The organism is Microbacterium californiense, assembly GCF_047246625.1.
GTDB lineage: Bacteria > Actinomycetota > Actinomycetes > Actinomycetales > Microbacteriaceae > Microbacterium.
Window position 1 is genome coordinate 1381348 of record NZ_JBFOKQ010000001.1, and the last position, 12839, is coordinate 1394186.

At 70.5% G+C, this 12839-nt stretch carries 12 protein-coding genes; 4 read left to right on the forward strand and 8 right to left on the reverse strand.

Features of this window, described 5'->3' with window-relative positions:
* Positions 1-11: 11 nt before the first annotated feature.
* Both AB3M82_RS06570 and AB3M82_RS06575 read right to left on the reverse strand, forming a co-directional pair.
* The gene (locus AB3M82_RS06570; protein ID WP_412956455.1) at positions 12-1289 is read right to left on the reverse strand and encodes an extracellular solute-binding protein; all 1278 of its coding nucleotides are present in this window, start codon (positions 1287-1289) and stop codon (positions 12-14) included.
* 360 nt (positions 1290-1649) lie between these two features.
* Positions 1650-2762: an ROK family transcriptional regulator gene (locus AB3M82_RS06575; protein ID WP_412956457.1), complete on the reverse strand. Its 1113-nt coding sequence runs from the start codon at positions 2760-2762 to the stop codon at positions 1650-1652.
* 160 nt (positions 2763-2922) lie between these two features.
* Between AB3M82_RS06575 and AB3M82_RS06580 the strand changes: the two genes are divergently transcribed.
* Complete coding sequence (locus AB3M82_RS06580) at positions 2923-3318, forward strand: RidA family protein (RefSeq protein ID WP_412956458.1); 396 nt, start codon at positions 2923-2925, stop codon at positions 3316-3318.
* Between the two features lie 6 nt (positions 3319-3324).
* On the opposite strand, the gene AB3M82_RS06585 is transcribed toward AB3M82_RS06580, so the two are convergent.
* From AB3M82_RS06585 to AB3M82_RS06595, 3 genes are read right to left on the reverse strand one after another with little or no spacing between them, the layout of a single operon-like run.
* Positions 3325-4398 (reverse strand): hypothetical protein, encoded by a 1074-nt coding sequence (locus tag AB3M82_RS06585; protein ID WP_412956460.1) that lies wholly within the window; start codon positions 4396-4398, stop codon positions 3325-3327.
* A 4-nt stretch (positions 4399-4402) separates the two neighbouring features.
* A complete protein-coding gene (locus AB3M82_RS06590; protein ID WP_412956461.1) occupies positions 4403-5290 on the reverse strand; it encodes an acetylxylan esterase in 888 nt (295 codons plus the stop codon).
* On the reverse strand, positions 5287-6276 hold the full coding sequence (locus tag AB3M82_RS06595) for an acetylxylan esterase (RefSeq protein ID WP_412956462.1): 990 nt from the start codon (positions 6274-6276) through the stop codon (positions 5287-5289). Before AB3M82_RS06595 ends, AB3M82_RS06590 begins: the two co-directional genes overlap by 4 nt.
* A gap of 173 nt (positions 6277-6449) precedes the next feature.
* Between AB3M82_RS06595 and AB3M82_RS06600 the strand changes: the two genes are divergently transcribed.
* From AB3M82_RS06600 to AB3M82_RS06610, 3 genes are all read left to right on the forward strand, one after another.
* The gene (locus AB3M82_RS06600; protein WP_412956464.1) at positions 6450-8072 is read left to right on the forward strand and encodes a beta-N-acetylhexosaminidase; all 1623 of its coding nucleotides are present in this window, start codon (positions 6450-6452) and stop codon (positions 8070-8072) included.
* Positions 8073-8277: 205 nt separating this feature from the next.
* Positions 8278-9024, forward strand: a complete 747-nt coding sequence (locus AB3M82_RS06605) for a ribonuclease H family protein (protein ID WP_412956465.1) — start codon at positions 8278-8280, stop codon at positions 9022-9024.
* Between the two features lie 81 nt (positions 9025-9105).
* On the forward strand, positions 9106-9795 hold the full coding sequence (locus AB3M82_RS06610) for a Pr6Pr family membrane protein (protein WP_412956466.1): 690 nt from the start codon (positions 9106-9108) through the stop codon (positions 9793-9795).
* Here AB3M82_RS06610 and AB3M82_RS06615 read toward each other — a convergent pair.
* The 3 genes from AB3M82_RS06615 to AB3M82_RS06625 all read right to left on the reverse strand — a co-directional run bounded on the left by AB3M82_RS06615 (position 9786) and on the right by AB3M82_RS06625 (position 12641).
* On the reverse strand, positions 9786-11141 hold the full coding sequence (locus tag AB3M82_RS06615; RefSeq protein WP_412956468.1) for a flavin monoamine oxidase family protein: 1356 nt from the start codon (positions 11139-11141) through the stop codon (positions 9786-9788). The genes AB3M82_RS06610 and AB3M82_RS06615 overlap by 10 nt on opposite strands.
* A gap of 112 nt (positions 11142-11253) precedes the next feature.
* Positions 11254-12231 (reverse strand): SRPBCC family protein, encoded by a 978-nt coding sequence (locus AB3M82_RS06620; protein ID WP_412956470.1) that lies wholly within the window; start codon positions 12229-12231, stop codon positions 11254-11256.
* 2 nt (positions 12232-12233) lie between these two features.
* Positions 12234-12641 (reverse strand): ArsR/SmtB family transcription factor, encoded by a 408-nt coding sequence (locus tag AB3M82_RS06625; protein ID WP_412956472.1) that lies wholly within the window; start codon positions 12639-12641, stop codon positions 12234-12236.
* Between the last annotated feature and the right edge of the window lie 198 nt (positions 12642-12839).

Genomic DNA, 12839 nt, shown 5'->3' on the forward strand with positions numbered 1-12839 from the left:
CCCCGATGCGATCAATCGTTGAGGAGAGACGCGATGGTCGCGTCGTACTCCGCGGCGAGCGCCTTGACGTCGCCTCCCTGCGCGAGCTCCGTGAAGAGGTTGCGCATGGTGTCGTTGCTCTCGATGATTCCCCAGCCCGGGGTGAGGGGGGTCATCCAGGCGTTCTCGACGGCGGCGACCTGCTCGATGGCGGCGGGGTTGTCCTCACGCGGGCTCGCGTACTCGGTGTTGCCGGGCACCCAGCCGCCCTCGGTGGCGAAGTACTCCTGGAACTCCGGCTCGAACATCATCGCGAGCAGCTCGCGGGCGTGCTCCTGGTTCGGCGAGAGCGCCGAGATGCCGATGTTGGATCCGCCGGCGAGGGCGTGGCCGACCTCACCCGACTCGAGCCCCGGCAGCGCGAAGGCGCCGGTGTCGGCCTGGATGGCGGGGTCGATCTTGTCCCACGCGTTCGGCAGCGAGGAGAACATCGCCGCGCGTCCCTCGTTGAACGGCACGAAGGGGGCGCGGGTCTCGTCGACCGTGGCCGTGGCGGCCGTCGACATGCCCTCGCTGTAGACCTTCTGCAGAGCCTCGAGGCTCGCGATGCCCTCGGGGCTGGAGAGCGTGCCCTTCCACTCCTCGCCGTCGAGCTCGGCGATCGGGTTCTCGTAGCTGAACAGCCAGCCGAGACCGTTGCCGAGGTCCTTCGCGGGGATGAAGATGCCCTCGAAGTCCGGGATGGAGGAGTTGGCCTCGCGGAGCGTCACGGCAGCCTCGTTGAGCTCCTCGATCGACTCGGGGATCTCGAGACCGGCGGCCTCGAACATGCTCTTGCGGTAGTAGACGACGCGCGCGCCGGCGAAGAACGGAGCGGCGTACATCTCCTCCTCGACCGAACCGGCGTCGACCAGGGCGGGGATCAGCTTGTCGCCGCCGATCTCCTCCTTCAGGTCGGAGATGTCGGAGAGGGCGCCGACGGTCGAGAACGTGCGCACCTGGGTGTTGCCGAACTCCACGACGTCCGGCGTCTGGGTCTCGCTCGCGAGAGTGGTCTGGAGCTTGGTGACGATGCCGTCCCAGTCCTGGATCTCGATGGTGAGCTCGGCGCCGTCGTGACGGTCCGCCCACTCGGACTTCAGCCACTCCTGCGCGACATCGGGCACATCGTCGCGCATGAACCAGACCGTGAGGTCGGGGCTGGACTCGCCGCCGTCGGAGCCGGAGCTGGCCGCGCCGCCGCTGCAGGCGGACAGCGCCAGGGCGCCGACCACGAGTGCGCCGAGCGCCGCATGCTTCTTCATCTTCATGGATAGTTCCCTCTCATGATGCGCCGCGACCAGCTGCGGCGACGGATCTTCGTTGAACCGACGTGAGGATCATGTCGTCGGTCTCATTATTAATTACGTACGGGGTCTACACAAACTATTTCTTGGCCCAATGTTGGGCAGAACGTGTTTCGTTCCCGTTTCGCGCCTGATTCCATGGTGTAAAAGCCCGGAAATACGTCGGATGTCTCTGAATAACGCAGGATTGGGCGCGCAAAAATTACAAATTCGGAGCGGATGCCGACGCGACGCGACACCCTCGTCCGGGCGCGCCGGCGGGGCACCGCGCCGTCGCGGGTTCCCTGGTGGGCCCGGTCGGAGCCCGCGGCGGGGACGGCGGTGTCAAGCGTTCTCGCCGAGGCGCTCGAACTCGACCAGACGCTGGGCGAGCACCTGCGCCGCGACGCCGCTGATCACGATGTCATCGCCGCTGGTCGCTCGACGCACCTGCAGGGTGGGCCGGTACGGACCCACCGACAGCATCCGCCCGGTCGTCTCGGCCACCGCGTCGATGACGAGCCCGAGATCGACCCGATCCGGCCCGGCGATGATGACGTCGGCGATGTCGAGCATCCCCACAGCCGGAGCGATGGCCCGTCCGATCACCGTGCCGAGTGCGCGATGGGCGTCGATCCGCTCCTCGCCCGTCGAGGCGAGGATCCGGTCGAGCTCGGTGGCCGCGGCCGACTCCACCGTCTCGTCGCTGCCCTCGGCGAGGCGCACCCGGCCGAACTCGCCGCTCGCGTGATTCGTGCCGCGGATGATGACGCCGTTCAGCATGACCGCACCGCCGAGGCCCGTTCCGAGGCGGATGAGCACGGCGTCGGCATCCGCACTCGATCGGAACTCCGACGAGATCGCCGAGTTCGCGTCGTTCTCGACGTAGGTCGGCAACCCGAATCGCGTGCTCACCAGCTGCGCGAGGGGCACGTCCCTCCAGCGCAGGTTGAAGGCCTCGAGCACGCGGCCCTCTTCGTCGACGACGCCGGGAGTGCCGATGCCCACGCCGCGCACCGGCACGTCGGCACGGGACAGCTGCAGAGCGATGAGGTTCATGACGGCATCGATCGCCGCGTCGCCCGTCATGTCGCGACTGTCGACCTCCGCCGTCGACAGCACCTCGCCGTCGAAGCCGACGAGGGCGGCGCGGAACTTGTCGAGCTGGCTGAGGTCGGCCGCGACGACCGCATACGCGCGCGGGTTCGCCCTGAGAAGAGTGGCGGGCTTGCCCCGCCGGCCCGTCGACTCCCGGGCGCCGATCTCGATGAGGAGTCCCTCGTCCATCAGCTCGGTGACCACGTGCGAGACGGTGATCCGCGAGAGACCGGTGATCCGTGCCACGTCGGCCCGGCTGATCCCCGGCGCGCGCAGCAGCATGCGCAGCACCAGCAGCCGGTTGTGCGCGCGGGCGCCCGAGGGGCGCAGGGCCTGGCCGTCTCCGACGTGGGGGTTCATACGCGCTCGCTTCTGCTCGGGCCGGCACGAGGCGTGCGCAGAGGGCCGTGGAGTGTTCCCAGGGTGGCACAGCCGGGAGCGCGAGGCGAGTCCCGCATTTCGTATACTTCACGTACATACCGGCCCGGCATCCGCCGTGCGACGTGAACGGAGACCCGCGATGAACGCCTCGATCTCGACCCCGCACGCCCCGGCGCCGTACCCCGTCTTCTCGCAGGGCGTGCGCAACGGAGCCCTCGTGCAGGTCTCCGGCCAGGGCCCGGCCGATCCGGCCACCGGCGAGCATCTGCACCCCGGCGACCTCCGCGGCCAGACGATCCGGACGCTCGACAACGTCCGCGCGATCCTCACCGCCGGCGGCGCCGACTTCGCCGACGTCATCATGGTCCGCGTGTACCTGACGAAGCGCGAGGACTTCGCCCCGTTCAACGAGGTCTACGCCGAGTACTTCGCCGGCCTCGGCCTCGACGTGCTCCCGGCCCGCACCACCGTCTTCGTCGGGCTCCCGGTCGAGACGATGCTCGTCGAGATCGACGCCCTCGCCGCCGTGCGCTGACCGCCGTCAGTCCGCGGCGGCGCGCTCCACGGCCGCCAGCTCGACGAGCGCGGCCGAGACGTGCGCCTCCTCCCCCGGACGCAGGGGCTGCGGGTTGAGGGCGATCGCGGATCCCACGACGAGCACCGCCACCTGGGGCTCGCGCTCCCACAGCAGCTGCTTCACCTCGGCTGCGCGCTCGGGCGAGTCGAAGACGATGAACGCACGGCTGTGCGGCTGGCCGGCCTCGCTCGGAAAGTCGCTGCGCGCCGTCAGTCCGGCATCCTGCGCGGTCTGCAGCCAGCCGCGCACCACGGTCTCGTATCCCGCGAGCAGCTGCTCCTCGTCGACTGCGAACGCGTACTCGAGCGCCGCGAGGATGCCGGCGAGCGACTCCTTGGTCACCTTCATGCCGCGTCCGATGCCGTGGTTCGGCGCCATGTGACGCTGGATGCCGGTGGTGATCGCCCGGGATCCCACGACGATCGCCGAGTCCTGCGGCCCGCGCAGCCCCTTGCCGCCGGAGAAGATGGCCGCCGCGGCGCCGGACTCGTGCGTGAAGCGCCACAGTGACGACAGCGGAGGGATCTGCGCCGCGGCATCCACGATGACCGGCACCGATCTCTCCGCCGCGATCGCCACCACCTCGCTCAGCTCCAGTCCCGGAGCGGGGTACTGGGTGCCGGCGAACCACAGGACGCACACGGTCTCGTCCGAGAGGGCGGCCCGGAGCGACGCGGCGTCGTCGGCGGCCTCGCGGATGCCGACTCCCAGGATGCGGACCGCCAGGTCGTAGTCGTTGCGCTGCGGCGCCAGCATCACCACGTGCGCGTGACCGTCGCGCAGCGGGAAGATCTGCGTGCTCTCCGGCTCGGGGCCCGTGAGCAGCGACGCGACCGAGAGCGTGATCGCCGACGACGCCCCCGCCGTCACCGCCGCGCCTTCGTTTCGGGTGCGCGCGGCGATGGCCTCTCCCGCCGCGATGTAGGCGGCCGGGAGGTCGACGTACGACCGTGCCGCCTCGGCCATCGCCGCGATGACCGGCTCGGGGATGACCGATCCGCCGAGCGCCGTGAGGGTGGCCGCCGCGTTGACGATCATGAGGCTACTCCCCGGGGAGCGCGACGGCGGTCGCGGCGAAGCGGCTCGCTGCCGGCACGCCCAGCCGCTGGGCGAGCCAGGCGTCGCGGGCGTCGTCGTCCTCTCGGTCCCGGCCGGTCGGCACGAAGTGCTCGGCCGCGTCGCCCAGCGCCTCGAGCAGGGCCGGGGCGGATGCCGGGTCCGCATCGGTCACCAGCACCGCGGCGTCGATCCCGGCGGCGTGTTGCGCGGGATCGAACAGCGCCGAGGTCTGCTGCGCGCGCGCCACGGCATCCTCCGGCGCATGGCGGCGCAGGTCGTTGAGCGATTCCATCGGGTATCCGCGGGTACGCGCGGCGCGCTCCCAGGCCGAGGTCAGCAGCAGCCCGTCCACGCGCACGGCTGCGAAACCCGGACGCCGCGCGGCCACGAGCAGCCCGAGGTCCTCGCCGACGGCGGCGACCCGCGAGCGGTCGACCTTCGGGTGCGCGAACAGCAGCTCGGCGGCGCGGAGCGCGTCGGCCACGATGCCGCGGTAGACGTACTCCGCCGGATCGTCGATGCCGTCGATGAGGAGTCCCGGGTACTCCGCGCGGTAGGGCTGGTCGGCGAGCCGCTGGCCGCGATGCATCAGCGTGAGGATCACGTACCGCGACCGGTCGTTGCTGTGCGGCGTGTGGTTGACGCTCCCGTGACGCGGGATCTCGAGGACGGCCGGGAGCGGCCCCTCCGCACGCGGCACGCTGAGGTACCCCGCCACGCGGTAGCGCCCGCTGCCGCGGTGCCCGATCGACGGGAACTCGACGAAGAAGAAGTCCCACTCGTCGGTGGTGCGGTACGGGTCCTGGCGCAGCAACCACTCGGACGGGACGGCGGCGAGCTCTTCGTCGAGAGCGGTCCAGTAGGCGTTCACGCGTTGCTTCCGATCTGGTCGTGCTCCCGCTGGGCGACGGCGGAAGGATGGAGGTGCGCATCGAGGAAGGCGTCGATCTCGGCACTCACCCACGGCAGACCCGCGCCGTGCGCGCACCCGTCGTAGGTCAGGAACTCGACGTCGCCCGGGATGCGGTCCACCAGCTCGTAGGCGGTCTCGGGCGGGCACACGTCGTCACCCATGCCGATGTAGACCTGGGCCGGGCAGACGACGCGGTCCGCGAGATTCAGCACGTCGAGGTACGCGTAGGTGCGATCCACGGCGGCGAAGCGCTCCGGGTGAACCGACAGGTACTCGCGGATCTCCTGGTACGGGTAGGTCAGGGTGAGCCGAGCGGAGTCCATGATGCCGCAGAGGTAGGGCGCCCCCGCGCTGAGGCAGGCGACGCTGTCGGGACGCAGCGCCCCGAGCATCACGGCCAGTCCGCCGCCCTGGCTCGAGCCGTGCACGCCGATGCGCGCGGCATCGACCACGTCGAGCTGCTCCAGCAGGTCGAGGCCGCGCACGACGTCGAGGTAGAACGACCGGTAGGTGGCCGAGTACGGGTCGGTGACCCCGTCGACGAGCAACCCGGGGTACCCCGGGTTCACGTGATCGAGGGCGCGGACCTTGCCGCGCGGAGCGACGCTCATGACCGCGTAGCCCCGCAGCGACCAGGACTTGGCGACCGTCGGGTCGGAGATGTACCCCGGGATGAGCAGGATGCCGGGGAGCGAGGCGACCTGCTCGGCCCCCTCGGGCACCGTCAGCCAGGCCGCCACCCGCACGCCGCCCGCCGAGTCGTACCGCACGTCGTAGACGTCGACGCCGTCGCCCGACAGGATCTCGTCGCGGGTGTAGGTCGCCGCGGCCGGCGTGCGGTCGAGGTAGGTGAGGGAGTCGCGCCAGAACTCGTCGAAGTCATCGGGTCTTTCGACCGCGACCGGTCCCCGGCTCGGATTCGGGAGAACCTCGTGTCGTGTCATCGACTTCCTCGTTCCAGCGTCTCGCAGGGGCACGGGATCACGCTGATCCGTCTCGATCGGACTCAGCCCTCGCGCTCTCCGGTTTTGTACCGATAGTGTACTAATCCATTCGCGGATGCAATCACAATCTGCTCGAGAGATCCGATCTATACCGAGTTCGAAAGGCCCGCCGCATGACGCTCCTTCCTCTTCCCGCCGAGTTCGCCCTGACGGCATCCGACGGCGGAGCCGATCTCTCCGCCGGCGGCGCGGTCGTCGCGCCCCGCGCCTGGTGGCCCTCCCTGCTCACGGTGCTCGGCCCCCTGAGCGCCGCGATTGGGGCGCCCTTCTCGTTCCGCGCGGAGCGAGGAGACGGCACCGCGCTGATCGAGGTCGTCGAGGACGCGGGCCTCTCCGGCGACGCGTACCGGCTGCGCGTGGCCGACGGAACCGTGTCGATCGCCGCCTCCGGAGCGACCGGCGCCCTCTACGCGCTGCAGACCCTGCGGCAGCTCCTGGGCGCCGACGCCTACCGCTCCGCAGGGTCCGTCGAGGCCCGCGTGCCGGCGTGCGAGATCGCCGATGCGCCCGTCGCCGCCTGGCGCGGATTCATGTACGACGTCGCGCGCCACTTCCCCGGGAAGACCTGGACCCTCCGCCTCATCGACCTGCTGGCGCAGCTCAAGATGAACGTGCTGCACCTGCACCTCACCGACGACCAGGGGTGGCGGGTCGAGATCGACGCCTTCCCCCGCCTCACCGAGGTCGGCGCGTACCGGCGCGAGACGCTCGTCGGCGACCGCTTCTCCGAGACCTACGACGGCACGCCCCACGGCGGCTACTTCACGAAGGCCGATCTGCGCGAGATCGTCGCCTACGCCGCCGTGCGCGGTATCACCGTGGTCCCCGAGATCGACATGCCCGGGCACATGCTGGCCGCCGTCGCGTCGTACCCCGAGTGGGGTGTGACCGGCACGCAGACCGAGGTGCTCACGCGGTGGGCGCGCAGCTTCGACGTGCTCAACATGGCGCAGACCACGGTCGACGCGATGAAGACGATCCTCGACGAGATCATCGAGATCTTCCCCTCGGAGTACATCCACATCGGCGGCGACGAGAGCCCCCGCGACCAGTGGGACCGCGACCCTGCGACGCAGGACCTGATCCGCGAGCGGGGGCTGGCCGACTCCGACGCCCTGCAGCACTGGTTCACCCGCGAGCTGGGAGACCACCTCCAGAGCCGCGGGCGGCGCATGGTCGGGTGGGACGAGATTCTCAACGGCGAGCTCCCCGAGAACGCGACCATCATGGCGTGGCGCGACGAGGAGTACGCGCACGAGGCGCTCGCGCTCGGCCGCGACGTCGTGATCGCGGTGCAGCAGCACTACTACTTCGACTTCAAGCAGTCGGCGCGGCCAGACGAGCCGCTCGGACCGCGGGTGTTCGACATCTACCTCACCGAGCTCGCGGAGGTGTACTCCTACGACTGGCGCGCCGTCGAGAGCGATCGGATCCTCGGCATCCAGGGTGAATTGTGGACGGAGTTCATCCCCACCACCCGCAAAGCCGAGTACATGATCTTCCCCCGGCTCTTCGCCCTCGCCGAGCGCGCCTGGCGCGCCGAGCCGACCGAGTTCGACGACTTCGTCGCCCGCGTCGAGGGCATGTTCGACCGGTGGGATGCGCAGGGCGTCGAGTACCGCCCGCTCACCGGGCCGCGCCCCGATCAGGCGGGCACGTGGTCGGGCGTGATTGCGGAGGTCCCGCCCCAGCTGATGCTCTCGTCGAACGACGGCCCGCAGGCGGCCGTCGACTGACCCCACGCGAGGGGTCACGAAACGCCGCCCCCACGGCATCCGACACGGCGTGTCGTGACCCCTCACCCCGGAGACACCACCCCGCCCACACGCGAGAGGTCACGAAACGCCGCCCCCTCGGCATCCGACACGGCGTGTCGTGACCCCTCACCCGGGAGGGGCGACCCCGGCGGGGCGCGGGGGTGGCCCCGACTACGGTGGAGGGATGACCATCACCGCCGCCGCAGACGGCTCCGCCCTGGGCAATCCCGGCCCGAACGGGTGGGCCTGGTACATCGACGACGCGAACTGGGCGGCCGGCGGATCGCCGCACGGCACGAACAACCAGGGCGAGCTGCAGGCGGTGCTCGAGCTGCTCCGCGCGACGGCGGGCACCGACGAGAAGCTCCTCATCCGGTGCGACAGCCGCTATGTGATCGACTCGGTGACGAAGTGGATGCCGGGGTGGAAGCGCCGCGGATGGCGCAAGTCCGACGGCGGAGCGGTGCTCAACCGCGACCTCCTCGAGGGCATCGACGAGGCGATGCGCGGCCGCGACGTCGAGTTCTCGTGGGTGAAGGGGCACGCCGGCGACCGGCTCAACGAGGCGGCCGACGAGCGCGCGAACGCGGCGGCGAAGGCGTACCAGCAGAAGCAGGAGCCGCGGCGGGGTCCCGGATTCACGCGCGGGACGGATGCCGGAGCCGCGGTCGCGGCGTCGGCGCCCCTCGTGGCCGGGGCGCGGTCGGCGGCGCCCGACACGGCATCCGCTCCTCGTGCCACCGCGCCCCCGCGCACGCCCGACGCCCCGCTGTGGGCCGAGACCTCCGACCTGCTCGACGGCCTCGACGCTCCGGCGGCCGATCCGATCGAGCTGCGGCTCTCGCTCACGGGTGACGAGCATGCGCGGCTGCGCGATCGGGCCGAAGCGCAGGGCGTCAGCCTCGAGCAGGCCCTCCGCCGCCTCATCTGACGCGCGCGGCGGCAACCTCTTCTCGTCGCGGCCCGTCGCTCGTCCGTAGACTCAGCGAATGGGATGGTCGGCGGCCGAGCGGTGAGAGTCCGCACGGTCTTCGGCGTGCTCCGGCTCAGTGCGGCTGCTCTGTGCCTCATCTCCCTGATCCATCGGATGGCGTGGGGGCTCGCGTCCCACTCCATCGGGAGTCAGAACTTCTTCGCGTACCTCACCAACCAGTCGAACATCGCCTTCGTGATACTCCTGAGTATCGGTGGCGTGATCGCCCTGCGGAGGCCACGCGACCCGCGCTGGCTCACGGTCACCCTCGCGCTCGTGCTCACGTGGACGATCACCGCGGGGCTCGTGTTCGCGATCCTCGTCTGGCAGGCCGGCATCCGCGGCATCCGCATCGACGTCCCCTGGTCGGATCAGGTGCTGCACTTCTGGCTGCCCGCCTGCACCGTCGCGGCGTGGGCGCTCGCGCCCGGGCACAGATCCGTGCCCTGGCGGGTGATCCCCGCGACCCTCATCTATCCCCTGGTGTACGGGGTGTTCACGATGATCCGAGGTCCGCTCATCGGCTGGTACCCGTACTACTTCCTCGACCTCCGGCAGGTGAGCGGGCCGGCGGAGTTCGTGGCCTCCACAGCGATCGCGCTCGCGTCGTTCGTCGTCGTGGCGACGGCGCTCGTGCTCATCAGCAGGATGCCGCTGCCCCGCCGGTCGTTCGCGGGACACGAGCGGTCCACGCCGATCCGAAGACAGCGGGTCGGCGCTCAGACGTAGGCGCGGAGCGACGCGAGCGCGGCCTCGATGGCCTCGTCCTCGTCGAGGTCGGCGAACTCCTGCGCGCTGCTCCCGCCGACGATGCCCACCAGCACGTTCTCGCCGGTCGCGGGGCGCAGGTTGATCCAGGTGCGGATCAACGCATCGCCGCCCTCCGTGTGCCAGACGCCTTCCTCCGCCTCCCAGAACGGCTCGTCCCACCGCAGCCACACCGTCTCGACGGCACCCATCCCGAGTGCGGCGATGGCTCCGCGATTGGCGAAGGGCAGGGCGGGCGAGAAGTCGATGCGCCTCTTCTGCAGCACCCCGAGCGGAACGGTGACCACGACCCGGTCGAACGACAGCGCCTCTCCGGTGCCGAGGCGCACGCTGACCCCCGCGTCGTCGTGGGCGATGCGTGTGACGGGCGAGTTCAGGCCGACGGTCACGCCGCCGAACGCCTGCTCGATGAACGGCACGAGGCTGTCGCGAGCCGCGCGCGGATCCGCCGCCGGCACCGCGGGGGCGTACCAGCTCGAGAGCGCGTCCGCGTCGACGCCCGTGCGGGTCGCGAGCAGCGCCAGCAGCGCGGCGGTCGCGGGATCCTCCGGGTCGACCCCCGCCGCGATCAGCGCGTCGGCGACCGAGGAGTCCTCGTCGGCGGTCTGCGCCTCGGCAACGGCGGCCCGCAGCGGCTGCTCGTCGACGCGGTCGATGTCGCCGTCGGGCGTGCGCCACAGCTCGCCCGCGAGGTCGACGACGCCGACGTCCGCCTCGCCGAGGGACTCGAGCAGCTGGGCATCCTCCTCGCCGAAGAGCCAGGCTCCGAGCTGCACCGGCACCGGCCACGACCCGTCGGTGCGCGACTCCACCCGTCCGCCGATGCGGTTGCGGGCTTCGAGCACGGTCACGTCGAGACCCTCGCGCGAGAGCATCGCGGCGACCGTCGCCCCGGCGAGCCCCGCGCCGATCACGGCGACGCGTTCCCCGGCCCCCGCCTGGCTCGCGACCTCTCCCGCGGCGCGCTGACCCGAGCGGACGGCTCCGCGCATCGTGCCCGGAGCGTCTTCATCGGTGGCCTCGCCGGCGAAGAATACCCGGTCGTCGACCGGCCGTGCGAGCGCCGAGCGGGTGTCGGCTCCGATGCCCACCGGCGTGAAGCTCACGGCCCCGAACGCGTACTGATCCGTCGTCCAGGTGCTGCGCAGGCCGGCGGCCGGACGCGGCACGCCCTCCGTGGGCTCCGGGCCGGTGGGCGACGGCGAGGGCGTCGGCGTGGGCTGGGGTTCCGGGGTGCAGGACGCGAGGAGGACCGACACGACACCGGCGCCGGCGCCGAGGAGCAGGGTGCGTCGCGTGATCCTCATCGTCCGCCAACTTTATCCCGCCCTGCGCACTCCGGCTTCGCGCCGGGAACGCCGAGGAAGGACGGATGCCCGGCGCTCGAGCATCCGTCCTCCAAGGTGTTGCGACGCCTTCTCAGACGGTGAGCAGCTCACGCTCGAGGCGCTGATACGAGGTCTCCATGCCGTCGGCCATGCCGGTGGCGAGGATCATGTCGCGCGTCTCCTTGTCGGGGTACTCGATGAACAGCGTGATGAGGGTCGCGCCGTCCTCCTCGTAGAGGTTGAGGTCGTTCAGCGTCTGGACCGGCATCCCGATCATCCGCTCGGTCTGCACCGACCGCTTCGGGGCGTCGATCAGCAGGGCCTCACCCTCGAAGCCGAACGCCTCGCCCGGGGTGTCACCCACCGGCGCCCAGGAGGTGCGGTACGGCTGGCCGACCTCGGTCGCGACGATGCACTCGGTCATCTCCCATCCGTCGGGTCCGAGCAGCCACTGCTTCATCAGCTCGGCATCGTTGTGCGCACGCCAGACCAGGTCGCGCGGGCCCTCGACGAGACGCGTGATCCTCACATGCGTGTCGTCGAGCAGCTCGACCTGCGTGCCCTTGCCCTGCGCGTAGTCGCGGAGGTCCTGCAGCACCGCGTCGAGCTGGCTCATCGCCTGCCGGGTGCCCTCCACGGCGCCCATCTCGACGACCTGCTCGAGCGCCTCGGCCGACGCGAAGTGGCTCGTGGTCACCATGCGCGTGCCCTCGGCCGTCGGCTCGAAGGTGAACGTCATGCGCATGGACGGGAGGTTCGGGTCGGGCGTGCCGTCCTCATCGGCGAACGAGTCGATGACCGTGAACGCGCGAGGGCCGTCGATCTCGAGGAACTCCCAGGTGCCGGACGCCTTCTCGCCGCGCGGGCCGTGCATCGTGTAGTTCGCCTTGCCGCCGACCGTGTGGTCCCAGGCGGTGAAGGTGGCGGGCCACCCGGGAGGGCCCCAGAAGCGCTCGAGCTGGCGCGGGTCGCTGTAGACGTCCCAGACCCGTTCGACGGGAGCCGCCAGATCGGCGACGACCGTCATGGTCAGGTTCTCGGCATCCGTCTTCACATCGGTGACAGGCATGGTCAATCTCCTTCTTCGGTTCGTGCGTTATCCGTGGTGCTGTCGGGGCGGCGGCCGTCGGCCGTCGGGCTCGCCGGGGTGCCGGCGAGCAGATCGTCGAGCCGGGCGATGCGCGATCGCCACAGCTCTTCGTAGCGGGCGAGCAGAGCCCGGGCGCGCGCGATCATCTCGGGATTCGCGCGGACGAGCCGCTCGCGTCCTTCGGCGCGCTTGACGATGAGGTTCGCGGCCTCGAGCACGGTGACGTGCTTCTGCACCGCAGCGAACGACATCTCGTACTCGGAGGCGAGGGTCGAGACCGACTGCTCGTGCTCGATCGTCCGGCGCAGGATGTCGCGCCGGGTCGACGTGGCCAGTGCGTGGAACACACGGTCGACCTCCGCTTCGCTGAGTTCTCTTTGTGCAACCATTTGGTTGTACGTTAAGACCCGCAGAGGGGTGTGTCAAGAGGTTGTCTGTGATTTACGTCCATAGATCGGAGTAGACGCTTCACGACGTCGTCTTTCCGGGTTGAACGCGACGATCTCGACCTCGGTTCTTCACGCTTCTGACATCCTGGATCTTGGATCTTGACTGACGCGTCAGTACAGTTGACGCCTCGCGTTCAA